Raw genomic sequence first — 24,488 nt, 5'->3', positions numbered from 1 at the left:
TGTTTCCGGAAAGGTGAGGAACCTTATGATGGAGCCACGAACCCAGCCGGAGCCGTGATGAAAGCCGTCGCCCTGAGTCGTGAATCCGCCCCTGCACTGTGCGATATCCACCTGCCCCCGCCGCTGCCTCCCCGTGGGCGTGACCTGCTGGTCCGGGTCGAGGCGGTTTCGGTCAACCCCGTCGATGGCAAGCAGCGTGCCAGCACGGATCCGGCCACGCTCCAGGCGCCCCGCGTGCTGGGTTGGGACGCCGCCGGCGTGGTCGAGGCGATCGGCGACGAGGCCAGCCTGTTCGCCTCTGGTGACGAGGTCTATTACGCCGGTGATGTCACCCGCCCCGGCTGCAATGCGCAGTACCACCGGGTGGACGAACGCCTGGTCGCGCGCAAACCCACCACGCTGGATTTCGCTGAGGCCGCAGCGCTGCCGCTGACCACGCTCACCGCTTGGGAGCTGCTGTTCGAGCGCATGCCCCTGCGCCTGGACGATCGCCGCCACGCCGGCCAGCACCTGCTGGTGATCGGCGGTGCGGGCGGGGTCGGCTCGATGGCGATCCAGCTGGCCCGCCATGCGGGTTTCGAGGTGATCGCCACGGCGTCGGGCGAGGCCTCGGCCGACTGGTGCCGGCAGATGGGTGCCCGGCACGTGATCGACCACCGGCAACCGCTTCAGGCCCAGCTGCAGGCGCTGGGCATCGACGCGGTGCAGGTCGCACTCAACCTGGCCGACACCGATCACTACTGGGACGAACTGGGCCTGTTGCTGGCGCCGCAGGGACACGTCGGCCTGATCGTCGAGCCGCGTGGGCCGCTGCGCATCGGCGATCCCTACAAGGCCAAGTGCATCGGCATCCACTGGGAATTCATGTTCGCGCGCTCGCGCTTTGCCACTGCCGACTGCATCGAGCAGCACCGCATCCTCAGCCGCACGGCCAGCATGATCGATGCCGGCCAGCTGCGCGGCACCCTCAGCGAGACGCTGGGCCCGATCAATGCGACAAATCTGGACATCGCGCATCAGCGCCTGGCCGGCGGACGCACGGTGGGCAAGCTGGCGCTGGCAGGCTGGGGCGACTGACGCGTCATGTAGAGCCGAGCCCATGCTCGGCTGCTTTGCCTGGCACCGCCAGCCGAGCATGGGCTCGGCTCTACAGATTCCGCCTGTAGCGGCGGATTGGTCGGCATCTGTATCTATTGAAGTGACTGAATCGGGATTACGGTGGAAACAGATCCCCCTCCCCCGAGACCGCCATGCCCACCGCCCTGCCCCTGCGCATGCTGCAACTGATCACCGGCCTGTTCCTGTACGGCTTCGGCGCCTCGCTGATGATCCGTGCCGCCATCGGCGTGGCGCCCTGGGACGTGCTGTCGCAGGGCATCGCCGCGCAGACGCCGCTGTCGTTCGGGCTGGCCACCAATGTGATCGGTGCGCTGGTGCTGCTGCTGTGGTGGCCGCTGCGGCAGAAGCCGGGCGTTGGCACCGTGCTCAACGTGATGCTGATCGGCCCGTCCGCGCAGTTCGGGCTGTGGCTACTGCCGCCGGCGGTCGGCCTGGGCTGGCAGCTGGCGATGTTCTGCGCCGGCATGCTGCTGGTCGCGCTGGCCACCGGCCTGTACATCGGCGCCAAGCTGGGCCCTGGCCCGCGCGACGGCCTGATGACCGGCCTGCACGCCCGTACCGGCTGGCCGATCTGGAAAGTGCGCAGCCTGATCGAGGGCAGCGTGCTGCTGCTGGGCTGGTGGCTGGGCGGCAATGTCGGCCTCGGCACGCTGGCCTTCGCCCTGCTGATCGGGCCGCTGTGCGGAATGACGCTGGGCTGGTTCGGGATTGGCCGGCCGATGCCCGGACCGCGCCCGGCGAGCGCACAGCGCGGCCACGGGTAGCCGCGTCGCCGGGCATGTCCCGGCGCTACCGATTCGCCAGCCCTTGCCCCGGCCGCCGTTTCGCGGCACGCTTCGCGCTTCCGTACGCAAGCGTATCGACCATGTCGCCAGCCAACGAAAGCGCCTATCCCCACCTGTTCGCCCCGCTGGATCTGGGCTTCACCCAGCTGCGCAACCGCGTACTGATGGGCTCGATGCACACCGGCCTGGAAGATCGCGCCCGTGATTTCCCGCGCCTGGCGGCCTATTTCGCCGAACGCGCCGAGGGCGGCGTCGGCCTGATCGTCACCGGTGGCTTCGCGCCGAACGTGGTGGGCTGGTTGAAGCCTTTCGGCGGCAAGCTGTCCTGGCCCTGGGAAGTACGCCCGCACCGGCAGCTCACCGCCGCTGCACACCAGCACGGCGCGAAGATCTGCCTGCAGCTGCTGCATGCCGGCCGCTATGCCTACCACCCTTTGTCGGTGGCGCCGTCGAAGCTGAAGGCACCGATCAACCCGTTCACCCCGCGCGCGCTCTCGGCCAGCGGCGTCGAGCGCCATATCGCCGACTACGCACGCAGCGCGAAGCTGGCCCGCGAGGCCGGCTACGACGGCGTGGAAGTGATGGGCTCGGAGGGCTACCTCATCAACGAGTTCATCGCCCCGCGCACCAACAAGCGCACCGATGCCTGGGGTGGCGACGCGCGCCAGCGCATGCGCTTCGCGGTGGAGATCGTGCGCCGTATCCGCGAGGCCTGCGGCCCGGACTTCATCATCATCTACCGCCTGTCGCTGGTGGATCTGGTGGACGACGGCAGCAACTGGGACGAGATCGTGCAGCAGGCGCAGGCCATCGAGGCGGCCGGCGCAACGATCATCAATTCCGGCATCGGCTGGCACGAAGCGCGCATCCCGACCATCGCCACCTCGGTGCCGCGCGCTGCCTTCGCCGGGGTCACCGCCAAGCTCAAGCCACATGTGAAAGTGCCGCTGGTGGCGACCAACCGCATCAACATGCCCGACGTCGCCGAGCGCATCCTCGCCGATGGCGGCGCCGACATGGTGTCGCTGGCGCGGCCGCTGCTGGCCGACCCGCAGTGGCCAAACAAGGCCCGTACAGGCCGCGCCGAGGCGATCAACACCTGCATCGCCTGCAACCAGGCCTGCCTGGACCACGTGTTCGAGAACAAGCTGGCCAGCTGCCTGGTCAATCCGCGCGCCGCACACGAGACCGAGCTGGTCTACCGCCCCACCCCGGCCCCCAAAAAGGTCGCCGTGGTCGGCGCCGGCCCGGCCGGCCTGGCCTGTGCCACCGTCGCCGCCCAGCGCGGCCACCAGGTCACCCTGTTCGACGCCGGCGACGAGATCGGCGGCCAGTTCAACGTGGCCAAGCGCATCCCCGGCAAGGAAGAGTTCCACGAGACTCTGCGCTACTTCCGCCACACGCTGCAGGAGACCGGCGTGCAGCTGCGCCTCGGCACCCGTGCCGATGCTGCCAACCTGGCCGGCTTCGACGAGGTGGTGCTGGCCACCGGCATCACCCCGCGCAAGGTCGACTTCCCCGGCGCCGACCACGCCAAGGTGGTCAGCTACCTGGACGTGCTGCTGGGCCGGGTCACGGTGGGCGCCAATGCGGCGATCATCGGCGCCGGCGGCATCGGCTTCGATGTCGGCGAGTTCCTCAGCCACGCCGGTGAGTCGCCCTCGCTGGACCCGCAGCGCTGGATGGCCGAATGGGGCGTGGATGCCAGCTTCGAGGCCCGCGGCTCACTGGGCCGGCCCGAGGTCGAGGCATCACCGCGGCGGCTGTGGCTGCTGCAGCGCAGCCCGGGCAAGCCCGGTGCGCGACTGGGCAAGACCACCGGCTGGATCCATCGCGCCACGCTGAAGGCCAAGGGCGTGCGCATGCTCGGCGGCGTCGAGTACCTGGGCGTGGACGACGAGGGCCTGCGCATCCGTGTGGAAGGCAGCGAACAGCTGCTGCCGGTCGACCATGTGGTGATCTGCGCCGGGCAGGAACCGAACCGCGCATTGCAGGCCGAACTGCAGGCCGCCGGCATCAACGCGCAGCTGATCGGCGGCGCCGATGTGGCCGCCGAACTGGATGCGAAGCGGGCGATCGACCAGGGCAGCCGGGTCGCCGCTGCGCTCTGATGAGGGCCTGAATGGGGGGCGGAATGTGATTTCCGTCACCTCTGCCGAACCTGAATGTCAAGCCGGACGGTTCACGATGCGTTCGGCTATTCCCCCCTACCTTGCGCCATCTTTCCGCTCACCAGCCAGTTTCCGGTGAGCCGGCGCAGCCCCCTCGATCGGTACTGATCGTTTCTTTTGGGGCTGCCCACGGGGCGGCCCCGATGGCCGCCTCCCCATGACGCCAAGTCGTACCCCGCCTCCTGTCGCCCCCGCGGCCGGAACCGGAGGGTGCGGCCCACACGGAGCAAGGAGTTATATGAAACTGGCCTGGATTCTCTGGCTGTCGCAGTTGTTGCCGCAGCCGGCCGCTGATTCATTGTGTTTGAGCACCACCGTTTACCTGGAAGCCCGCGACCAGACCCTGCGTGGCCAGCAGGCCGTCGCCGAGGTCGCCCTGCGCCGCCTCGACAGTGGCCTGTGGGGCGACTCGATGTGCCAGGTGGTCACCGCGCGCAAGCAGTTCGCGCCGACCATCGTCTCCCCCGGCACCCAGCTGGGCAATGACGCGGCCTGGAGCGAGGCGATGAACGTGGCCTTCGACGCCGAGCGCAACTGGGCGCTGCCGGCCGGCGAGCGCCGCGAGATCGTGCCCGGTGCCAGCCACTTCGCCGCGCTGTCCATCGCCAGCCCGAACTGGCGCAATGCGTACCAGGTGGCCACCATCGGCGATCACACCTTCTATAAGGTGCAGAACCTCAAGCCGCGCCAGTCGTAACGATCCGTGCTGGCGGCAGCGTTGCCGCCCGCCGGCAGGCTCTGGGATAGTGGGCGTTTCCCGCCCGCATCACCTGGAGTTCCCATGAAGCTGTACAGCAAGCCCGGTGCCTGTTCCACCGCCGACCACATCGCCCTGCAGTGGACCGGCCAGCCGTTCGAGGTTGAACTGCTGAACAAGGACACCCTGAAGGGGCCGGAATTCCTCAAGATCAATCCGGCCGGTGCCGTCCCCGCACTGGTCGACGGCGACTTCGTGCTGCTGCAGAACGCCGCGATCATGGGCTATATCGCCGATAGCTTCCCGCAGGCCGGCCTCGGCGGCGACGGCAGCCCGCGCCAGCGCGCCGAAGCCACCCGCTGGCTGGCCTTCGTCAATTCCGATGTGCATCCGGCCTTCTCGCCGCTGTTCGCGCCGGGCAAGTTCATCGCCGACGAGAGCCAGTTCGATGCGATCCGCGCCGCCGCGCACAAGCGCCTGCGTGGCCTGTTCGAGACCGCCGACAAGCAGCTGGCCGACAAGCCGTGGCTGGCCGGGTTCCGCAGCTTCGCCGATCCGTACTTCTACATCACCCTGCGCTGGGCCGCCGGCACCAAGGTCGACCTGTCCGGCCTGGACAACCTGGCCGCCTACAAGGCGCGCATGGATGCCGACGCCGGCGTGCAGGCCGCGCTGAAGGCTGAAGGCCTGGCCTGATCTTGACCTGGGGTCGGATCCGTCTGCGCAGCAGGCGGCTCTGACCCCCTCGGTTCCAACAGCGTGATCAGCCGATCTGGCGGATCACTTCGCCCTTGGCATCGCGCAGGTAGGTCGGCACCACTTCGATGCGCAGCGCCGCCACCGGATAGATACCGCGCTCGGCACGCACGCCCGCCAGGGCCTGCAATCCCGCCTCGTCCAGTGCCCAGCGCGCGTTGTCGGCGGAGACGTCGCCCACTTCACCGCGCCCGGCCGGAACGAACTCCCACTGCCGCTCGCGGCTGACCAGTTCCAGCGATCTGCCGTGGCGCAGGCGCAGTGGCAGCAGCTCGCACACGCTGGCGACCTGGCCGGCCCCCAGCACCAGGGTGGTGACGCCCGCCTCCTGCCGCCAATCCAGTGTCTCGATGAACAACATGCCGGTACTGGAGCCCTCGCGCTCGCTGCCGGCCTGCACCTGTGCGGCCAGCGCCGGATCCTCCAGCAGGTTGCCGCGATGCAGGTCGCTGATCCACAGCGGCATCGCCGGCTGCAGCGCCTGCAGCACGCCACGCGTCGACCAGCGCTTGACCGCTTCCATCTCCTCATCGGTCAGCCCGACCAGCTGCAGGAACTGCAGGTGGCCATTGGCGGTGTCGCGTGCGGGCAACTGCGGATCCGCGACGAAGGCCAGATGGCACAAGCGCGTGCCGGTCTCCAGCGCGATCGGGCCGTTGGCATTGAGGTGGTGACCGTCCTCGAACACGTTGCCACTGCCGAACACATAGCGCGCCAGGTTCTGCAGCAGGTTCATCGGCCACACCGGCGGTGCGCTGCCGGCGTTCTCACCGGCGTCGGCAGCGAGGCGGAAGGTCAGCTCGAAACCATAGCCGCTGGTGGCGGCATCACTGCTCTCCTTGGCATACAGCTCGGAGAAGCCGTAAGTGACGTAGTGCCAGTGGGGTACCGGCGCATCCGCCCAGTACACGCTGATGCCATCGAGCGGATCCTGGCCACCGAGCGTGTGCGGAAGCGCGGTGCCGAAGTGACGCGGCTCCTGCCCGGCATACAGGGGCGCCAGCGCCGCATTGATCGCGTCCCAGCCGGGGGTATCGGTGTCGTCGTGGTCGTCCTGCACGCGGGACTCCTTGTGGGGAAGTGAACCGATCACTTTACGCGGTGCCTCAGGCCTGCACGACCTCGCCTCCACCCTTGACCACGGCCGCCTGGGTTTCCTGCCACCAGCGCTGCGCCAGCGCCGGACTGCGCGCCTTGCCCACCGCCGCCAGCAGTTCCGGGCACAGGCGTTCCAGCGCCAGCGCATCGGTGCAGCGTTCGATCTTCAACTGCATGAAGTAGCCCTTCAGGCCCAGGTGGCGGCGTACCGCCTCGCTCATCGCGTCGTACAGCTGCTGGTACAGCGCCGGGTCCTGTTCGCGCCCGGTGCTGATGCCGCGCAGCGGCGTCACCTCGGCACTTCCGCCGATCACTTCGATCAGGCCCTGCGCTGACAATTGCTCCAGTGCATCGGGCGGCGCACGCAGGCCTTCGAACAGGCCGCGCAATTCAGTGTCATCGCGATGGCCGTCGACCATCAGCAGGATCGAACGCAGTGCCGCCGGCAGGCGCCGGCCACGGTCTTCGATTTCCTGACGGCCAGCAGCCGTCTTGGCGTGCAGCAATGCCATTGCCTCCCCCTCCCTCGATGCGCAATGCCGGCGCGCCCTGGCGGGCACGCTCCCCTGCAACCGAGCTTAGCGCACCGGTTGCAGGGAGGAAGCTGCGGTGCAGCAACGGCCTCCCCTGTAGAGCCGAGCCCATGCTCAGCTGCTTTGGCAAGGCATGCGGAGCCGAGCATCGGCTCGGCTCTACAGAAGCAGGTCAGCGGCCCAGCGCGCGGCGGATTTCCTCCAGCGCGCTGGGATCATCCAGCGTCGACAGGTCACCCGGGTCGCGCTGTTCGGCCAACGCCTGCAACGAGCGCCGCAGCAGCTTGCCCGAACGGGTCTTGGGCAACGCATTGACCACGTGCACATGGGCTGGGCGCGCTACCGCACCAAGCGAAGTCGTCACCGTCGCCATCATCTCGGCCACCACTGGCGCCGGATCCTCGCCATCGAGCCCCTGCTTGAGGGTGACGAACACCAGCGGCACCTGCCCCTTCAGTTCGTCCTTGACCCCGATCACGGCAGCCTCGGCCACGCGCGGATGGCTGGAAATGGCCTCCTCGATCTCACGCGTGCCCAGGCGGTGCCCGGCCACGTTGATCACATCATCGGTGCGGCCGAGGATGAAGGTGTAGCCATCGTCGTCGCGGATCGCCCAGTCCAGCGAGCTGTACAGCAGTTCCTTGAAGTGGCTGAAGTAGCTCTGCAGGAAACGGCTGTCGTCGTTCCACACGGTGCTCATGCAGCCCGGCGGCAACGGTGGCGACACCACCAGCACGCCCTTCTGCCCTGGTGCGACTTCTTCGCCGGTGTTCTCGTCAATCACCTTCATCCGGTAGCCGAGATTGGGGAAGCCCGGCGAACCGAAGCGCACCGGCTTCATCTCCAGGCCCGGCAGCAGGGTCAGCGCCGGCCAGCCGGTTTCGGTCTGCCAGTAGTTGTCGATGATCGGCTTGCCGAGCGCTTCGCTGATCCAGTGCGCGGTCGGTTCATCCAGCGGCTCACCGGCCAGGAACAGGTACTTCAGCGCGCGCAGGTCGTGGCGATGGATGAAGTCTGCGTCGTGCTTCTTCAGCACGCGGATGGCGGTGGGCGACGAGAACATCGTGCGCACGTTGTACTGCTCGCACAGCGCCCACCAGATGCCCGGATCCGGATTCGTCGGCAGCCCTTCGTACAGCAGCGAGGTGCAGCCACCGATCAGCGGGCCGTACACGTTGTAGGAATGGCCCACCGCCCAGCCGACATCGGAGGTGGAGAACATCACCTGGCCCGGCTTGCAGTCGAACACGGTCTCCATCGACTGTGCCATCGCCACCGCATAGCCGCCCACATCGCGCTGCACGCCCTTCGGCTTGCCGGTAGTGCCGGAGGTATACAGCAGATAGCTCGGTTCGCTCGCTTCCAGCCACTGCACCGGCACATCGACTTCCCCGATCTGCGCTCGCAGCGTGGCGTACTCCACATCACGGCCCGGCACGCGTGGTTCGGCTGCATCCAGCCCACGCGACACGATCAGCACATGCGGTGGCGGTGAAGCCGCTTCGGCGCAGGCGGCGTCGACCATCGGCTTGTACGGAATCAGCTTGCCACCGCGCATGCCGGCATCGGCGGCGATGAGCAGCCTGGGCTTCGCATCGTCGATGCGCAGCGCCAGGTTGTGCGCGGCGAAGCCACCAAACACCACCGAGTGCACCGCACCGATGCGCGCGCAGGCCAGCATCGCGAACACGGCTTCGGCCATGTTCGGCATGTAGATCACCACGCGGTCACCGTGACCGACGCCGAGGTGCTTGAGCACGGCGGCGAAGTCGTTCACTTCGCGATACAGCTGGCGATAGGTGATCTCGCGCGTGCTGTTGGTTTCGGTGGAGATGGCGACCAGCGCGAGCTGGTCGGCGCGCTCGGCCAGGTGGCGATCCACGGCGTTGTAGCAGAGATTGGTTTCACCACCGACGAACCAGCGCCGGAACGGCGGGTTGCTGTAGTCGAGCACCTGCTGCGGCGGTTTGTGCCAATGGATGCGCTTGGCTTCCTCGCCCCAGAAGGCCTCCGGCTCGTCGATCGAGCGACGGTAGGTTTCCTCGTAGTTCATGACGCAGCCCTCCCAGACAAAGTCATGGGTTCGAGGATAGTCCGGCGCTGGCGCGCGGGCCGCCCTACCTTGGTAGGGGGTGGGTTTGTTCTGCAGGGCTTGCAGCCCTGCACCTGCAGAAGCCTAAGCAACGGCAGAAGCGGGTTTCCTGAGGGTTGGCGGGCTGGGTCCGGTTGCGGGGGACGCCGTGAATCCGTCCATGGAGGCTCGGTCGCGCCATCCATGGCGCTCACGCCCCCGCAACCGGACCCACCCCGCCTTCGACAGTTCCCCGCAGTCTTTCGGGCTGGCATTGCCTGCTCTTGGTGGGTGTCGACCTTGGTCGACACGCTTGATCCACACCATGCGCGGATGAATCCCATTCGATTCGATTTCTGACAGATGTGTCGACCAAGGTCGACACCTACCAACAGCCGTGCGGAACAACGGCCGCAGTTGCCAACAGCCGCGGGAACCTGTCAGAGGCGGTGCGGTGTGGGTGGGCAGGACCGTTGGCGCCATGGATGGCGCCATCGAGCCCCCATGGATGGGTTTACGGCGTGTCCTGCCCACCCATACCGCCCCGCCAACCCACGGACAACCCGCTTTTGACGTTGATGTTGACGTTGATTCTGCAGGTGCAGGGCTGCAAGCCCTGCCGCCCCCCCCCTAGAACGGAGCCGCGGACTCGAACGCGAGCGCCTCGCCCGTCAGCGGATGCGTGAACCGCAGGCTGCGCGCATGCAGATGCACGCGTTGCGCCGGTGCCGCGCCATACAGCACATCGCCGACCATCGGATGACCAAGGCTGGCCATGTGCAGGCGCAGCTGATGGCTGCGGCCGGTGATCGGTTCCAGTTCCACGCGCGTGCGCTGCGCTTCAACATCACGAGCCAACACGCGCCAACGCGTCAGCGCCGGCTTGCCGCGCTCATGGTCGACCATCTGCTTCGGCCGGTTCGGCCAGTCCACGATCAATGGCAGGTCCACTTCGCCGGCATCACCTTCGAGCACTCCCTGCACCACGGCTTCGTAGCGCTTGCCGACCTGGCGCTGCTCGAACTGCATCGACAATGCGGCCTGCATCTCCTTGCCGCGTGCGTGCAGCAGCAGCCCCGAGGTCACCTGGTCCAGCCGATGCACGGTCAACGCATCCGGGTACAGCGCCTGCAGGCGCGCGACCACGCAGTCCTGGTTCTCGGCGCTGCGGCCGGGCACGGACAGCAGGCCGGCCGGCTTCTCGGCCACCAGCAGCGCGTCATCGATGTAATGCAGGTGGATCATGCGGTTCCAGGAATTCCAAATGAAAACGGGGAAGCCGAAGCCTCCCCGTTTTCTGCGTACCGACCAGCGGTCGGTACCTACCTTGATGGAAGACGTACCGGCCGGAGCCGGTACCGCCTGCATCAGCCCAGCAGGTGGGCGACGCCGGCGCGCTCTTCTTCCAGCTCGGCCAGGGTCTTGTCGATGTACTTCTGGCTGAAGTCGTCGATCGGCAGATCCTTGACCAGGGTGTACTTGCCGTTCTCGGTGGTCGCTGCGAAGCCGAAGATCACGCCTTCCGGAATGCCGTAGGAACCGTCGGACGGCACGCCCATGGTGACCCACTTGCCGTTGCTGCCCAGCACCCAGTCACGCACATGGTCGATGGCAGCGTTGGCGGCCGAAGCAGCCGAGGACGAGCCACGGGCTTCGATGATCGCCGCACCGCGCTTGCCCACGGTCGGGATGAAGGTGTTGGCGTTCCACTCCTGGTCGTTGATCGCATCGGCGATCGACGCACCATCGGCGGTGGCGAAACGGTAGTCCGGGTACATGGTCGGGCTGTGGTTGCCCCACACGACCAGCTTCTCCATGCCACCGACCGGCTTGCCGAGCTTGGTCGACAGCTGGCTCAGCGCGCGGTTGTGGTCCAGGCGCAGCATGGCGGTGAAGTTTTCCGGCTTCAGGTCCGGGGCCGACTTCATGGCGATGTAGGCATTGGTGTTGGCCGGGTTGCCGACCACCAGCACCTTCACGTCACGGCTGGCGACCTTGTTCAGCGCTGCGCCCTGGGCGGTGAAGATCTTGGCGTTTTCCAGCAGCAGGTCCTTGCGCTCCATGCCCGGGCCACGCGGACGTGCGCCGACCAGCAGGGCGATGTCGGCGTCCTTGAACGCCACTTCGGCGTCATCGGTGCCGACCATGCCGGCCAGCAGCGGGAAGGCGCAGTCTTCCAGCTCCATCATCACGCCCTTCAGGGCGGCCTGGGCCTTGTCGACCGGCAGTTCCAGCAGCTGCAGGATGACCGGCTGGTCCTTGCCCAGCATTTCGCCGGAGGCGATGCGGAACAGCAGGGCATAACCGATCTGGCCGGCGGCGCCGGTCACGGCAACACGAACGGGTGCTTTCATGGGGGTTTCCTCTTGCTTGCAAGCGTTTGATGGGACGCCGCGGGCGTGGCCACGCTGGCCTGGCGGGCGGCGGGGAACAGGGAAACGGCCACCCGTGGGTGGCCGTTTCGAAGGGGGATCAGGCGGCGAGGTGCTTGTTCCACTCCGCGACGCGCTCGGCCTGGGCGGCCAGCACGGCGTCGACGTCGCCTTCCAGGGTGATCGAATGGATCACGTCGCCCTGCTTGACCGAATCGACGATGGCCTGGCCTTCCAGGACCTTGCCGAAGACGGTGTGGCGGCCGTCCAGCCAGTCGGTCTTGATGTGGGTGATGAAGAACTGGCTGCCGTTGGTGTTCGGGCCGGCGTTGGCCATCGACAGCGAGCCGACCTCGTGCTTCACGCCATTCTTCTCGTCTTCGAACTTGTAGCCCGGGCCGCCGGTGCCACGACCCTGCGGGCAGCCGCCCTGGATCATGAAGTCGGCGATCACGCGGTGGAAGATCAGGCCGTCATAGAAACCGTGCTTGACCAGGTTCACGAAGTTGGCCACGGTCAGCGGCGCCTTGTCGGCGAACAGCTCGACCTTGATCGGGCCCTGGGTGGTGTCGAAAGTGGCGATGAGGGACATGAAGATCCTTGATGCAGAGGGGAACGCGTCTAGCCACCTAGTTTACACCTGCCTCGTGGCGGCGGCGGCTTCGACCATCGGTGGAGAACCCGGCTTCAGCCGCCGGCGGGGGAGCCCCGCACGACGGTCCTGACGGCCTCGGCCGCCGCTGCGGACAGCCAGCTGAATGGGCCCCATGACTGGTGTGAAATCCACCTTTTCGCGAATCGTCAAGTTCGACGTATAATGTTGGACTTCTTTTTCCAAATCCGGCGCCGACTGGCCCCCTTTCGTATGTCCATCGAAAATCTTCGCAACATCGCCATCGTCGCCCACGTCGACCATGGCAAGACCACCCTGGTCGACCAGCTGCTGAAGCAGTCCGGCACCCTGTCCGAGCGCACCGTCCTCGCCGAGCGCGTGATGGACAGCAACGACCAGGAAAAGGAACGCGGCATCACCATCCTGGCCAAGAACACCGCCATCACCTGGGAAGACAAGAAGACCGGCATCAAGAACCGGATCAACATCGTCGACACCCCCGGCCACGCCGACTTCGGTGGTGAGGTCGAGCGCGTGCTGTCGATGGTCGACACCGTGCTGATCCTGGTCGACGCGATGGACGGCCCGATGCCGCAGACCCGCTTCGTGACCCAGAAGGCCTTCGCAATGGGCTTCAAGCCGATCGTCGTGGTCAACAAGGTCGACCGTCCGGGCGCCCGTCCGGAATGGGTGATCGACCAGGTCTTCGACCTGTTCGACAAGCTCGGCGCGACCAACGAGCAGCTGGACTTCCCGATCGTCTACGCCTCGGGCCTGAACGGCTACGCCGGCCTGGAAGACACCGTGCGCGACGGCGACATGACCCCGCTGTACGAAGCGATCATGCAGCACGCGCCGCGTCCGGAAGTGGACCCGGAAGGCCCGTTCCAGATGCGCATCAGCCAGCTGGACTACAACAACTTCGTGGGCGTGATCGGCATCGGCCGCATCCAGCGCGGCACCCTGAAGAAGAACATGCAGGTCGCGGTCATCGACCGTGAAGGCAAGAAGCGCAACGGCAAGGTGCTGCAGGTGCTGGGCTTCATGGGCCTGGAGCGCATCGAGCAGGATTCGGCCGAGGCCGGCGACATCGTGGCCATCTCCGGCATCCAGGAACTGACCATCTCCGACACCATCTGCGCGCCGGACTTCCCGGAAGCCCTGCCGGCGCTGACCGTCGACGAGCCGACCATCTCGATGACCTTCCAGGTCAACAACTCGCCGTTCGCCGGCAACAAGGACCTGTCCGGTGGCAAGTTCCTGACCAGCCGCCAGATCAAGGACCGCCTGGACCGTGAAAAGGTCCACAACGTGGCCCTGAAGGTCGAGCAGCTGGAAGACGCTGACAAGTTCCTGGTCTCCGGCCGTGGCGAACTGCACCTGTCGGTGCTGATCGAGAACATGCGTCGCGAAGGCTACGAGCTGGCCGTGTCGCGCCCGGAAGTGATCATCAAGGAAATCGACGGCCAGATGATGGAGCCGATCGAGCAGCTGGTGGTGGACATCGAAGAAATCCACCAGGGCGGCGTGATGGAAAAGCTGGGCACCCGCAAGGGCCAGCTGAAGAACATGGAATCGGATGGCAAGGGCCGCGTGCGCCTGGAATACTCGATCCCGGCCCGTGGCCTGATCGGCTTCCAGAACGAGTTCAAGACCCTGACCCAGGGTTCGGGCCTGCTGTTCCACGTGTTCGACCACTACGGTCCGAAGGAACAGGGCGCGATTGCCAAGCGCATCAACGGCGTGATGATCGCCAATGCGCCGGGCACCACGCCGGCCTACTCGCTGGGCCCGCTGCAGGAGCGCGGCAAGCTGTTCGCTGCTGAAGGCGACAACGTGTATGAAGGGCAGCTGGTCGGCATCCACTCCAAGGACAACGACCTGACCGTCAACGCGATCAAGACCAAGCCGCTGACCAACATGCGCGCTTCGGGCAAGGACGACGCGATCCAGCTGACTCCGGCGATCAAGTACTCGCTGGAACAGGCCCTGGACTTCATCGAAGACGACGAGCTGGTCGAGATCACCCCGAAGGAGATCCGTCTGCGCAAGAAGTTCCTGACCGAAAGCGACCGCAAGAAGGCTTCGCGCGGCGGCTGAGCCAGCACCCCGTGAACCAGAGCGGCTACAACCCGGATCCACACCGGCATCCGGGTCTCCATGTCATCGCCCTGCTCGAAGCGAGCAAGGCGATGCTGGCGCTGTTGGCCGCCACCGGGCTGGAAGTGCTCGGACCGCAGCCGCTACGGCACGGCATCATGGCCCTGATCCGGCGTTTCAGCCTGGATCCGGACCATGGCACCCTGCCCTCGCTGCTGCACATGATCAGCCCCGACGCGGTCCACCTGGCCGCGGCGGGGATGATCGGCTACGGCCTGCTGCACCTGGTCGAGGCCTGGGGCCTGTGGCGGGCCAAGGCCTGGGCTTCCTGGCTGGGCTGCCTGACCGCCGCCCTGTACCTGCCGTTCGACATCTTCGCGATCATCCGCCATCCCGGCTGGCCGTCGTGGACGATCCTGGCGATCAACCTGATCGTGGTCTACGTCCTCGCCCGCGACCTGCGCAAGCGCCACCGCTGAGCACCCGCTACACTGGGGATTGGAGCCGACCAAGCCGCCCCATGCGCCCGTCCTTGCCGCCTCTGCTGACCTGCCTGCTCGCCGCGCTGCCGGCGCTGCTTTCGGCTGGCTGCAGCCCGGCCACGCCCAGCGCGCATGCGGCCGAACCTGCGAGCCGCAACGTGCCGTTCCCGTACGCCGAAACCGATGTCGCCGACCTGCAGGCGCGAATGACCGCCGGTGAACTGGACAGCACCACCCTGACCCAGGCCTACCTGCAGCGCATCGCCGTCCTGGACCGCACCGGGCCACGCCTGCGCGCAGTGATCGAGCTCAACCCCGATGCCCTGAAGGAAGCCGCCGCGCGCGACCGCGAGCGCCGCGAAGGACGCCTGCGCGGCCCGCTGCATGGCATCCCGCTGCTGCTGAAGGACAACATCAACGCCGCGCCGATGGCCACCAGCGCCGGCTCACTGGCCCTGCAGGGCTTCCGTCCGGACGATGCCTACCTGGTGCGCCGGCTGCGCGAAGCCGGTGCGGTGGTGCTGGGCAAGACCAATCTCAGCGAATGGGCCAATTTCCGCGGCAATGATTCCATCTCCGGCTGGAGCGCGCGCGGCGGCCAGACCCGCAATCCCTATCGGCTGAGCCATTCGCCCTGTGGCTCCAGCAGCGGCAGCGCGGTGGCCGTGGCCGCCAACCTCGCCAGCGTGGCGATCGGTACCGAGACCGACGGCAGCATTGTCTGCCCGGCGGCGATCAACGGCGTGGTCGGGCTGAAGCCAACCGTCGGCCTGGTCAGCCGCGACGGCATCATCCCGATCTCCTTCAGCCAGGACACCGCCGGACCGATGACACGCAGCGTCGCCGATGCTGCTGCCGTGCTGACCGCGATCGCCGGCCGCGATGACGCCGACCCGGCCACCGCGACCATGCCCGGCCGTGCGGTCTACGACTACACCGCGCGGCTGGACCCGCAGGGCCTGCGCGGCAAGCGCATCGGCCTGCTGCAGACGCCGCTGCTGAAGTACCGTGGCATGCCGCCACTGATCGATCAGGCAGCGACCGAGCTGCGCCGCGCTGGTGCCGTCGTGGTCCCAGTCGAGTTGCCCAACCAGGGCGCCTGGGCCGAGGCCGAGCGCACGCTGCTGCTGTACGAATTCAAGGCGGGCTTGGAGCGCTACTTCAGCACCCATCGCGCCCCGCTGCGCAACCTTGCCGAACTGATTGCCTTCAACCAGGCGCACAGCAAGCAGGAACTGGGCCTGTTCGGCCAGGAGCTGCTGGTGGAGGCCGATGCCACCGCCGGGCTCGCCGACCCCGCCTACATCCGCGCGCGCAGCGATGCGCGCCGCATGGCCGGCCCGGAAGGCATCGACGCCGCCCTCGCCGCCCAACAGCTTGACGCCCTGGTAGCACCCACCACCGGCGTGGCGTGGCCGATCCGCAGCGAAGGCGACGACTTCCCCGGCGAGAGCTACAGCGCCGCCGCCGTGGCCGGTTACCCCAGCCTGTCCGTGCCGATGGGCCAGATCGATGGCCTGCCAGTCGGCCTGCTGTTCATGGGCACCGCCTGGAGCGAGCCGAAGCTGATCGAAATGGCCTACGCCTACGAGCAGCGCACGCGCGCACGGCGCCCGCCGCACTTCGATACCGATGCATTGATCGACGCCGGCGAGCCGTGATCGTATTTCTGTAGAGCCGAGCCCACGCTCGGCTTCACCGGAAAATCGAAAGCGGCCGAGCATGGCCCGGCTCTACAGAGGCTGGTCAGGCTCCACCGGCACGATCGCCGCTTCACCATCCTCCGCGCCAGGCGAACGCACATCCGCGGTGCGCGCACGTGGGCCACGCGGCATATCCAGCTCGTCTTCGTGTTGCAACCGCGCACGCACCTGCGGCAGCGACTGCGGATGCTCACGCGCAAGGAAATCGAGCATGCGCTCGCGCACCAGGCAGCGCAGGTCGAAGGCATCACCGGAGCTGCGCGCGCTGACCAGCAGCCGCACCTGGATCGCACGCTCGCTGGTCTCGGTCACCTGGGTCACGCAGACCCGGCCATCCCACAGCGCTTCGCCACGACAAATGCGCTCCAGTTCGGCGCGGATCGCCGCGATCGGCGCCCGGTAGTCCAGCCACAGGAACGCGGTGCCGAGCAGGTCGGCGCTGCGCCGCGTCCAGTTCTGGAAGGGGTTCTCGATGAACCAGGTCAGCGGCACCACCATCCGCCGCTCATCCCATATACGCACCACCACGTAGCTGCTGCCGATCTCCTCGATGCGGCCCCACTCGCCTTCGACAATCACCACGTCATCCAGCCGGATCGGCTGCGTCACTGCAATCTGCAGGCCAGCGATCAGGTTGCCGAACACCGGCTTGGCCGCGATACCGGCCACCAGGCCGATCAGGCCCGCCGAGGCCAGCAGCGCGGTACCGATCTTCTGCACCATCGGGAAGGTCAGCAGCACCAACGACGCGCCCAGCACGACGATGCCGCCCATCAGCACACGACTGAGCACCCGCGTCTGCGTCTGGATGCGGCGCGCTTCCAGGTTGTCGGAGACATCGATGGGATGGCTGCGCAGGATCGCGCGCTCACCGGCCGCCACCGCGCGTACAAGCAACCAGATGAAGCACGCGGTCAGCGCGATGTGCAGCACATGCTGCAGATTGCCCAGCAACGGATCCTGCAGCGGTGTGGCCTGCAACGCGGGAATCAACAGCAGCAGCGGCCATGCAGTGGCCATCGGCAGCCCGAGCACACGACCGATGCGCGCACGCCGGCGATCACGCCCTTTCAGCCGGTGATAGATCCACAGGATCAACCACGCGCCGATGCCGCCCACCAACGCTGCCAGACCCAACGGCCATGCATAGGCCTGTGCGCTTTGCCAGTGCACCGTTGCCACCTCCACTCGAACAGCCAAGCGGACAGCCTCGCGCATGGCGCATGAGCGTCACGTCAGTCGTTCGTAAGCAGGGTGTTGGTGGGCAGGGCTTGCAGCCCTGCACCTGCTGCGTGCTGGAGCAACGGCAACAGCAACAGCCGAAGCAGAAGCGGGTTTCCTGTGGGATGGCGGGGTGGGTCCGGTTGCGGGAGACGCCGTAAACCCTTCCATGGGGGCTTGGCCGCGGCATCCATGCCGCGGACACTCCCGCAACCGGACCCACCCCGCCTTCGACAGTTCCCGCGGCTGTTGGTGGGTGCCGACCGTTGGTCGGCACGGGGTCAGATCCCGTTGCTGCGCAACGGGCTCCTACCCCATTTTCAATATTGATATCTGACAGAAAAATCGTGTCGACCCCAGTCGACACCTACCAACAGCCGCCATTACCAGTGGATCCACGCCATGCGTGGATGATTCATTCGATATCTGACAGATGTGCCGACCAACGGTCGGCACCCACCAACAGCGCACGGTATCTGTCGGAGGCGGGGCGGTGTGGGTGGACAGGACCGTTGGCGCCATGGATGGCGCCATCGAGCCCCCATGGACGGGTTTACGGCGTGTCCTGACCACCCACACCGCCCCGCCATCGCACGGAATGCCCGCTTCTGCCGTTGCTGTTGCTTCGGCTTCTGGCAGGTGCAGGGCTGCAAGCCCTGCCGAAAAACCCTTACCGCACTTGCTCCTGCTTGCGCACGATCGCCATCGCGATCTCCAGCGACTGCTCGTAGTTCAACCGTGGGTCCACCGTCGAACGATACGCGCGCTCCAGGTCACGCTCGGTCAGTTCGCGCGCGCCACCGGTGCATTCGGTCACGTCCTCGCCGGTCAGTTCCAGGTGCACACCACCCAGGCGCGTGCCTGCAGCCGCATGTAGATCGAACGACATCTCCACTTCGCCACGCACATTGTCAAAGCGCCGCGTCTTGAAGCCATTGGCGGTGCTTTCGGTGTTGCCATGCATCGCATCGCACACCCACAGCACGCGACGGCCATCGCGCTTGACCGCGTCCAGCAGCGGCGGCAGCTTCTCGGCGATCTGCGCCGCCCCCATTCGGTGGATGAAACTCAGTCGGCCCGGTTCGTCATGCGGGTTGAGCACGTCGATCAGGCGCAGCAGCTGGTCCGGCGTCACCGACGGGCCGACCTTGATCGCAATCGGATTGCGCACGCCGCGCAGGTACTCCACGTGCGCGCCATCGAGCGCGGCCGTGCGCATGCCGATCCACGGGTAATGCGTGCTCAGGTTCAACCAGCCCTGCTGGCGTGGCACCTGCCGGGTCAGCGCCTGCTCGTAGGGCAGCAGCAGTGCTTCATGCGACGTGTAGAAATCGATGCGGTTGAGGTTGTGCACGCGGGCCCCGGCCAGGGTCTCCATGAAGTGCACGGCATCGCCGATCGATGCCACCATCTTCTGGTAGTCGGCGGCCAATGGCGAATGGCTCACCCATTCCAGGTTCCAGTACTCGGGGTGGTGCAGGTCGGCGAAACCACCATCGATCAGCGCGCGCACGAAGTTCATGGTCATCGCCGAATGCGCGTGCGCCTGCAGCATCCGCTTCGGGTCCGGCAGGCGTGCCGCCTCGGTGAAGGCCGGCGCGTTGATCACATCGCCGCGGTAGCTCGGCAGGGTCACACCGTCGCGGGTCTCGGTATCAGCCGAACGCGGCTTGGCGTACTGGCCGGCAAAACGGCCGACGCGGATCACCGGCTGGCGCAGGCCGTGCACCAGCACCAGGCTCATCTGCAGCAGCACCTTCAGCCGGTTGGAGATGGTGCCCGATTCGCAGTCACTGAAATTCTCGGCGCAATCGCCACCCTGTAGCAGGAAGCGCTTGCCCTCCTGCGCATCGGCCAGCTGCTGCTTCAGCGCCAGGATCTCCCACGACGTGACCAGCGGCGGCAGCCGCTTCAGCTCGTGCAGGGCAGCGTCCAGCGCCACCGGGTCCGGATAGGTCGGCATCTGCAGCGCGGTCTTGCCACGCCAGCTCTCCGGCGACCAGGCAGCGCCAGCAGCGGTCGCGGCAGGATCGGGGACAGGCGAAACGGCGGACAGGCTCATTGCAGGCTTCCGGAGGTGGGGGACGTTCATGGTCGCAGAGCCGACCGCTGTCGCAAAGGGTCGAACGTCGTCTGCACATGACTGAACGCCGGGGAAAGGGCATCGCGATCGGCCAAAAGCGGCATGCCCACGGCCAGCCGGACAGGCGCATGATTCGCCACGCACTGTTACGAAGTAACACTCAATCCCCATTGGCCCCTTCCACAGCCTATCCGCCATGAAGCCCTCCCTGCTTGCTACCGGCATTACCTTCGCCCTGACCCTGGCCAGTCTGCCTTCCCTCGCTGTGGCCGCCGATGCCGCCGCTCCCGTGAAGGACCTCGATACCGTCACCGTCAGCGCCCAGCTCGACCAGGCCCGCAATGCGCTGTCACCGGACATCGGCAGCAGCCAGTACCAGATCACCGCCGAAGACATCCAGAAGCAGCCTCTGGGTGCCTCCGCACCGCTCAGCCAGGTGCTGCTGCAGGCCCCGGGCGTGGTCCAGGATTCCTATGGCGGCGTGCATGTGCGCGGCGACCACGCCAACCTGCAGTACCGCATCAACGGCGTGCTGCTGCCCGAATCGATCTCGGGCTTCGGCCAGACCCTGGACGCCCGCACGATCAAGAGCATCCGGCTGATGGACGGCGCGCTGCCGGCGCAGTTCGGCGAACGCACGGCCGCGGTGGTCGACATCACCACCCGCAACGGAGCCGAGCTCGGCAATGGCGGCAGCGTCGGCATCACCACCGGCTCGTTCGGCAAGGTCAATCCGAATGCCTCATGGTGGGGCTCGCAGGGACGCTGGAGCTGGTTCCTGACCGGCAACTACGACCAGAACGACGTCGGCCTGGAGAACCCGACCCGTTCGCGCAAGCCGGAGCATGACGATACCCACCAGGGCAAGGCGTTCGCCGACCTGACCTATCTGGTCAACGACACCACCCGCCTGAGCGTGTTTGCCGGCTTCGCCAACAACCGCTTCCAGGTCCCGGTCAACCCGGGCCAGACGCCGCAGTTCGGCTATCTCGATACCACCACGTTCGATTCAAGCCAGCTGGACGAGACCCAGCGCGAGACCACCCGCTTCGGCATGCTGGTGCTGCAGGGCACGCTGGGCAGCACCGCCTACCAGGTCTCTGCCGGGCAGCGCTACAGCGATGTGGCATTCAACCCGGATGTCGTCGGCGACCTGGTGTTCAGCGGCGTCGCCTCGCAGGTCCAGCGCAGCAACCGCGCCAACACCCTGCAGGCCGACTTCTCCACCCCGCTGGGCAACGACCACACGCTGCGCTACGGCCTGTACGGCGATTACGAGACCGCGCAGGCCAGCAACAACAGCTGGGTGTTCCCGGTTGATGATGCCGGCCAGCAGTCCAGCACCACACCGCTGCAGATTCCTGATCGCAGCGCGTTCCATGCCAGCACGCTGGCGTTGTACGTGCAGGACGAATGGAAGCTCGGCGACGACTGGACCGTGAACTACGGCCTGCGTGGCGACCGCTACAAGGCCTTCGGCCACACCGAGGGCCAGCTCAGCCCGCGCGTGGGCGTGGTCTGGAATGCCAGCGACAGCACCACCGTGCACGCCGGCTATTCACGCTACTTCACGCCACCGGCCAGTGAGTTGATCGCCAGCAGCGACATCGCGCTATACGACGGCACCACCAACCAGCAGCCCAGCGGCGGCAACAACACGCCGTTGGCCGAGCGCAGCGACTACTACGACATCGGCGTCTCGCAGCAACTGGGCGAGCACCTGACCCTGGGCCTGGATGCGTATGACCGCCGTGTTGCGCGGCTGCAGGATGAAGGCCAGTTCGGCGCCGCCTACATCTACTCAACCTTCAACTATCGCCGTGGCCATATCCGCGGCCTGGAGTTCAGTGCCGACTACAGCAACGGTCCATTCAGCGCCTACTTCAACGCGGCCTACAACAAGGCGATCGGCACCCAGGTCATCACCGGTCAGTACAACCTCGATCCGGACGCGCTGGCCTATGTGGCCAACCACTGGATCCACCTCGACCACGACCAGAAGCTGACGTCGTCCGGTGGCCTCAGCTACGCCTTCGCCGGGCACAACCGGATCGGGGCCAACTACGTGTTCGGTAGCGGCCTGCGTTCGGACATCGAGGGCGTGCCCAATGGTGGCGAGCTGCCGTCCTACCTGCAGGTGAATCTCAGCGCCGGACACGATTTCAACGCCGACAGCGGTCATCCGCTGCACGTGCAGCTGGCCGTGATCAACGCACTGGATCGCAGCTACCAGCTGCGTGATGGCGGCGGTGTCGGCGTGTTCGCCCCGCAGTGGGGGCCGCGCCGCGGCGCTTACCTGAGCCTGCAGCAGGACTTCTGAGGTAGCGCCGGCCGCTGGCCGGCATTGCCACGGTGTGCCGGCCAGCGACCGGCACTCCCCTGCTTCAGCGCTTGACCTTGCGCAGCGACACCACCAGCGCCCACAACGCCAGCAGCACGAACCACACGCCCGACCACATCGGCATGGTCAGGCCCAGGAACGTCCAGTCGATGTTGCCGCAGTTGCCGGTACCGGTCAGCACGGTGCGGAACACTTCCAGCGGCCCCATGGTCTCGCTCAGGAAGGCCAGCGGCGGGCCACAGGTGGAACCCATTTCCGGCGGCAGCATCTGCACGTAGACGTGGCGCGCGGCGATGCCGACGCCCACTGCGGCGGCTATGAAGGCCAGCACGCCATAGGTCGCGCGTCCCGGGCGATTGGACGGACCATGCAGCGCGCCGATCAGGAACAGCAGGCCGAGCGCGGCGAAGGCCAAGCGCTGGAAGATGCACAGCGGACACGGCTCCAGGCCCATCTTCAGCTGCAGGAAGATCGCGTAGCCGAGCAGGCCCGCGCAGATCAGGAAGCCCAGGAAGAACTGGGCGCGGAAGGGCCAGCGCAGTGGATTCATCGTCAACGCTCGAATGGATCAGGCGCCAAGCGTAACCGAGAGTGCGCGCCGTCTGAACCGTCACAGGTGACGCCTGTCGGAACGGTGTGGGTCAGAGCCCGTTCCGCAGGAACGGAATCCGGCCCCTCAAACGCAAAAGCCCGGCAGAGGCCGGGCTTTCGCTGTGTCGCGTTGGAGCAGTCCGATTACTCGGCCACTTCCTCGGCCACGACCGGACGGTCAACCAGCTCGACGTAGGCCATCGGCGCGTTGTCGCCGGCGCGGAAACCGCACTTCAGCAGACGCAGGTAGCCGCCCGGACGGTTCGCGTAGCGCGGGCCCAGGATGGTGAACAGGTTGCCCACGGCTTCGTTGTCGCGCAGACGGGCGAAGGCCAGACGGCGGTTGGCGACGGAGTCGACCTTGGCCAGGGTGATCAGCGGCTCGGCAACGCGGCGCAGTTCCTTGGCCTTCGGCAGGGTGGTCTTGATCAGCTCGTGCTTGAACAGCGAGGCGGCCATGTTCTTGAACATCGCTTCGCGGTGGGCGCTGGTGCGGCTGAACTTACGGCCAGACTTCTGGTGACGCATGGTGATATTCCTTGGTTAATGATGAGACTGTGCGGATCGTTGTCGCCATCCTGGCGTTGCTGCGCGGACTGCGGTTGGTCCTGGTCGCCCGTCCTGGACGACCTGCCCCGCGAACCTTCGGTTCGTCGTGGCATGTTGTGTTGCGTTGAAGGCCCCACCGCGAACGGTGGAGCCTTCAGGCATTACCGATATCAGCCCAGCATGCCGTGGCTGGCGACGCCGGCCGGCGGCCAGTTCTCCAGCTTCATGCCGAGCGACAGGCCGCGCTGAGCCAGCACTTCCTTGATCTCGGTGAGCGACTTCTTGCCCAGGTTCGGGGTCTTCAGCAGCTCCACTTCGGTCTTCTGGATCAGATCGCCGATGTAGTAGATGCTTTCAGCCTTCAGGCAGTTGGCCGAACGCACGGTCAGCTCCAGATCGTCGATCGGGCGCAGCAGCACCGGATCCACGCCGTTGTTGGCCGGCTTCGCCGCACCGCGGTCGCGGTGGGTGAAGTCACCGAACACCGACAGCTGGTCGCTGAGGATGTCGGCGGCGGTGCGCACGGCTTCCTCGGCGTCGATGGTGCCGTTGGTCTCGATATCGATGACCAGCTTGTCCAGGTCGGTACGCTGTTCGACGCGGGCCGCTTCAACGGCATAGGCGACGCGGCGGACCGGCGAGAACGAGGCATCCAGGACCAGGCGGCCGATGGCACGGGTTTCTTCGTCCGGACGACGACGCGCGGCAGCCGGCTGGTAGCCGAAACCACGTTCGATCTTCAGACGCATGTTGATCGCCGTATCCTTGGTCAGGTGGCAGATCACGTGTTCGCCGTTCAGGATCTCCACATTGTGGTCGACCTTGATATCGGCAGCGGTGACAACGCCCGGGCCCTGCTTGGACAGGGACAGGGTGGCGCTGTCGCCGGAGTGCATACGGATGGCCACGTCCTTCAGGTTCAGCAGGACTTCGAGCACGTCCTCCTGCAGACCTTCGACCGTGGTGTACTCATGCAACACGCCGTCGATTTCGACTTCCGTGATGGCGAAGCCCGGGATGGACGACAGCAGCACGCGACGCAGGGCATTACCCAGCGTATGCCCGTAACCCCGCTCCAAAGGTTCGATAACGACCTTTGCACGGGTGTCGGTAAGGCGTTCGATCTGCGGACCGCGAGGACGCAGAACCTGGTTGGCGGTAACCGTCATGTTGCGGGTTCTCCTAGTGAACCCCCGGCCGTCG

20 protein-coding genes are annotated in these 24,488 nt (G+C 66.6%); 9 read left to right on the top strand and 11 right to left on the bottom strand.

Annotated features, from left to right (window positions below; translation table 11 throughout):
• The first annotated feature begins 57 nt into the window (after window positions 1–57).
• The 5 genes from ACW5IY_RS03995 (at window position 58) to ACW5IY_RS03975 (ending at window position 5,468) form a co-directional block, all read left to right on the top strand.
• Window positions 58–1,077, top strand: coding sequence for a zinc-binding alcohol dehydrogenase family protein (locus ACW5IY_RS03995; RefSeq protein ID WP_049434022.1), 1,020 nt, complete (start codon window positions 58–60; stop codon window positions 1,075–1,077).
• 173 nt (window positions 1,078–1,250) lie between these two features.
• Entirely contained in the window at window positions 1,251–1,883 is a 633-nt protein-coding gene (gene yczE / locus ACW5IY_RS03990; RefSeq protein ID WP_010483962.1) for a membrane protein YczE, read from the top strand.
• Window positions 1,884–1,984: 101 nt separating this feature from the next.
• On the top strand, window positions 1,985–4,015 hold the full coding sequence (locus tag ACW5IY_RS03985) for an NADPH-dependent 2,4-dienoyl-CoA reductase (RefSeq protein ID WP_049434021.1): 2,031 nt from the start codon (window positions 1,985–1,987) through the stop codon (window positions 4,013–4,015).
• Window positions 4,016–4,313: 298 nt separating this feature from the next.
• Window positions 4,314–4,772, top strand: coding sequence for a cell wall hydrolase (locus ACW5IY_RS03980; RefSeq protein WP_004154513.1), 459 nt, complete (start codon window positions 4,314–4,316; stop codon window positions 4,770–4,772).
• Between the two features lie 84 nt (window positions 4,773–4,856).
• A complete protein-coding gene (locus ACW5IY_RS03975; RefSeq protein WP_049434020.1) occupies window positions 4,857–5,468 on the top strand; it encodes a glutathione S-transferase N-terminal domain-containing protein in 612 nt (203 codons plus the stop codon).
• A 67-nt stretch (window positions 5,469–5,535) separates the two neighbouring features.
• On the opposite strand, the gene ACW5IY_RS03970 is transcribed toward ACW5IY_RS03975, so the two are convergent.
• The 6 genes from ACW5IY_RS03970 to ACW5IY_RS03945 all read right to left on the bottom strand — a co-directional run bounded on the left by ACW5IY_RS03970 (window position 5,536) and on the right by ACW5IY_RS03945 (window position 12,194).
• Window positions 5,536–6,588: a suppressor of fused domain protein gene (locus ACW5IY_RS03970; RefSeq protein WP_049434019.1), complete on the bottom strand. Its 1,053-nt coding sequence runs from the start codon at window positions 6,586–6,588 to the stop codon at window positions 5,536–5,538.
• Between the two features lie 46 nt (window positions 6,589–6,634).
• Window positions 6,635–7,138, bottom strand: a complete 504-nt coding sequence (locus ACW5IY_RS03965) for a hypothetical protein (RefSeq protein ID WP_049434018.1) — start codon at window positions 7,136–7,138, stop codon at window positions 6,635–6,637.
• Between the two features lie 193 nt (window positions 7,139–7,331).
• Entirely contained in the window at window positions 7,332–9,212 is a 1,881-nt protein-coding gene (gene prpE, locus ACW5IY_RS03960; RefSeq protein ID WP_010483967.1) for a propionate--CoA ligase, read from the bottom strand.
• Between the two features lie 648 nt (window positions 9,213–9,860).
• Window positions 9,861–10,475 carry an RluA family pseudouridine synthase gene (locus ACW5IY_RS03955; RefSeq protein ID WP_049434017.1) on the bottom strand — a complete coding sequence of 205 codons (615 nt, stop codon included), beginning with the start codon at window positions 10,473–10,475 and terminating at the stop codon, window positions 9,861–9,863.
• A 122-nt stretch (window positions 10,476–10,597) separates the two neighbouring features.
• Complete coding sequence (locus ACW5IY_RS03950; RefSeq protein WP_049434016.1) at window positions 10,598–11,584, bottom strand: malate dehydrogenase; 987 nt, start codon at window positions 11,582–11,584, stop codon at window positions 10,598–10,600.
• 118 nt (window positions 11,585–11,702) lie between these two features.
• Window positions 11,703–12,194: a peptidylprolyl isomerase gene (locus ACW5IY_RS03945; protein WP_004153629.1), complete on the bottom strand. Its 492-nt coding sequence runs from the start codon at window positions 12,192–12,194 to the stop codon at window positions 11,703–11,705.
• A 273-nt stretch (window positions 12,195–12,467) separates the two neighbouring features.
• Between ACW5IY_RS03945 and typA the strand changes: the two genes are divergently transcribed.
• From typA to ACW5IY_RS03930, 3 genes are read left to right on the top strand one after another with little or no spacing between them, the layout of a single operon-like run.
• Complete coding sequence (typA, locus tag ACW5IY_RS03940) at window positions 12,468–14,315, top strand: translational GTPase TypA (protein ID WP_010483969.1); 1,848 nt, start codon at window positions 12,468–12,470, stop codon at window positions 14,313–14,315.
• Window positions 14,316–14,326: 11 nt separating this feature from the next.
• Window positions 14,327–14,794: a DUF2127 domain-containing protein gene (locus tag ACW5IY_RS03935; protein ID WP_005408223.1), complete on the top strand. Its 468-nt coding sequence runs from the start codon at window positions 14,327–14,329 to the stop codon at window positions 14,792–14,794.
• A 41-nt stretch (window positions 14,795–14,835) separates the two neighbouring features.
• A complete protein-coding gene (locus tag ACW5IY_RS03930; protein WP_049434015.1) occupies window positions 14,836–16,458 on the top strand; it encodes an amidase in 1,623 nt (540 codons plus the stop codon).
• 72 nt (window positions 16,459–16,530) lie between these two features.
• Here ACW5IY_RS03930 and ACW5IY_RS03925 read toward each other — a convergent pair whose 3' ends face one another.
• Window positions 16,531–17,718: a mechanosensitive ion channel family protein gene (locus ACW5IY_RS03925; RefSeq protein ID WP_219625811.1), complete on the bottom strand. Its 1,188-nt coding sequence runs from the start codon at window positions 17,716–17,718 to the stop codon at window positions 16,531–16,533.
• A 673-nt stretch (window positions 17,719–18,391) separates the two neighbouring features.
• The gene (locus ACW5IY_RS03920) at window positions 18,392–19,783 is read right to left on the bottom strand and encodes a class II 3-deoxy-7-phosphoheptulonate synthase (protein ID WP_049435134.1); all 1,392 of its coding nucleotides are present in this window, start codon (window positions 19,781–19,783) and stop codon (window positions 18,392–18,394) included.
• Between the two features lie 217 nt (window positions 19,784–20,000).
• On the opposite strand from ACW5IY_RS03920, the gene ACW5IY_RS03915 reads away from it, so the two are divergent.
• The gene (locus ACW5IY_RS03915) at window positions 20,001–22,124 is read left to right on the top strand and encodes a TonB-dependent receptor (RefSeq protein WP_049435133.1); all 2,124 of its coding nucleotides are present in this window, start codon (window positions 20,001–20,003) and stop codon (window positions 22,122–22,124) included.
• Between the two features lie 64 nt (window positions 22,125–22,188).
• On the opposite strand, the gene ACW5IY_RS03910 is transcribed toward ACW5IY_RS03915, so the two are convergent.
• The 3 genes from ACW5IY_RS03910 to ACW5IY_RS03900 form a co-directional block, all read right to left on the bottom strand.
• On the bottom strand, window positions 22,189–22,695 hold the full coding sequence (locus ACW5IY_RS03910; RefSeq protein ID WP_010483974.1) for a disulfide bond formation protein B: 507 nt from the start codon (window positions 22,693–22,695) through the stop codon (window positions 22,189–22,191).
• Between the two features lie 185 nt (window positions 22,696–22,880).
• On the bottom strand, window positions 22,881–23,264 hold the full coding sequence (rplQ, locus tag ACW5IY_RS03905) for a 50S ribosomal protein L17 (RefSeq protein ID WP_005408217.1): 384 nt from the start codon (window positions 23,262–23,264) through the stop codon (window positions 22,881–22,883).
• Window positions 23,265–23,455: 191 nt separating this feature from the next.
• Window positions 23,456–24,454 carry a DNA-directed RNA polymerase subunit alpha gene (locus tag ACW5IY_RS03900; protein ID WP_010483975.1) on the bottom strand — a complete coding sequence of 333 codons (999 nt, stop codon included), beginning with the start codon at window positions 24,452–24,454 and terminating at the stop codon, window positions 23,456–23,458.
• Window positions 24,455–24,488 lie beyond the last annotated feature (34 nt).

The sequence above is a fragment of the Stenotrophomonas sp. C-A genome, from assembly GCF_054030835.1.
The sequence above is the reverse complement of the archived record's forward strand: the minus strand, read 5'-3'. Positions and strand labels throughout refer to the sequence as shown.

Excerpts from the sequence above, each read along its gene's own strand:
- ACW5IY_RS03920 (WP_049435134.1), bottom strand. The coding sequence starts at position 19,783 with ATGAGCCTGTCCGCCGTTTCGCCTGTCCCCGATCCTGCCGCGACCGCT.
- rplQ (WP_005408217.1), bottom strand. The coding sequence starts at position 23,264 with ATGCGTCACCAGAAGTCTGGCCGTAAGTTCAGCCGCACCAGCGCCCAC.
- ACW5IY_RS03985 (WP_049434021.1), top strand. The coding sequence starts at position 1,985 with ATGTCGCCAGCCAACGAAAGCGCCTATCCCCACCTGTTCGCCCCGCTG.
- ACW5IY_RS03915 (WP_049435133.1), top strand. The coding sequence starts at position 20,001 with ATGAAGCCCTCCCTGCTTGCTACCGGCATTACCTTCGCCCTGACCCTG.
- ACW5IY_RS03965 (WP_049434018.1), bottom strand. The coding sequence starts at position 7,138 with ATGGCATTGCTGCACGCCAAGACGGCTGCTGGCCGTCAGGAAATCGAA.
- ACW5IY_RS03955 (WP_049434017.1), bottom strand. The coding sequence starts at position 10,475 with ATGATCCACCTGCATTACATCGATGACGCGCTGCTGGTGGCCGAGAAG.
- ACW5IY_RS03910 (WP_010483974.1), bottom strand. The coding sequence starts at position 22,695 with ATGAATCCACTGCGCTGGCCCTTCCGCGCCCAGTTCTTCCTGGGCTTC.
- ACW5IY_RS03975 (WP_049434020.1), top strand. The coding sequence starts at position 4,857 with ATGAAGCTGTACAGCAAGCCCGGTGCCTGTTCCACCGCCGACCACATC.
- yczE (WP_010483962.1), top strand. The coding sequence starts at position 1,251 with ATGCCCACCGCCCTGCCCCTGCGCATGCTGCAACTGATCACCGGCCTG.
- prpE (WP_010483967.1), bottom strand. The coding sequence starts at position 9,212 with ATGAACTACGAGGAAACCTACCGTCGCTCGATCGACGAGCCGGAGGCC.
- ACW5IY_RS03950 (WP_049434016.1), bottom strand. The coding sequence starts at position 11,584 with ATGAAAGCACCCGTTCGTGTTGCCGTGACCGGCGCCGCCGGCCAGATC.
- ACW5IY_RS03980 (WP_004154513.1), top strand. The coding sequence starts at position 4,314 with ATGAAACTGGCCTGGATTCTCTGGCTGTCGCAGTTGTTGCCGCAGCCG.
- ACW5IY_RS03925 (WP_219625811.1), bottom strand. The coding sequence starts at position 17,718 with ATGCGCGAGGCTGTCCGCTTGGCTGTTCGAGTGGAGGTGGCAACGGTG.
- ACW5IY_RS03995 (WP_049434022.1), top strand. The coding sequence starts at position 58 with ATGAAAGCCGTCGCCCTGAGTCGTGAATCCGCCCCTGCACTGTGCGAT.
- ACW5IY_RS03945 (WP_004153629.1), bottom strand. The coding sequence starts at position 12,194 with ATGTCCCTCATCGCCACTTTCGACACCACCCAGGGCCCGATCAAGGTC.
- typA (WP_010483969.1), top strand. The coding sequence starts at position 12,468 with ATGTCCATCGAAAATCTTCGCAACATCGCCATCGTCGCCCACGTCGAC.
- ACW5IY_RS03900 (WP_010483975.1), bottom strand. The coding sequence starts at position 24,454 with ATGACGGTTACCGCCAACCAGGTTCTGCGTCCTCGCGGTCCGCAGATC.
- ACW5IY_RS03930 (WP_049434015.1), top strand. The coding sequence starts at position 14,836 with ATGCGCCCGTCCTTGCCGCCTCTGCTGACCTGCCTGCTCGCCGCGCTG.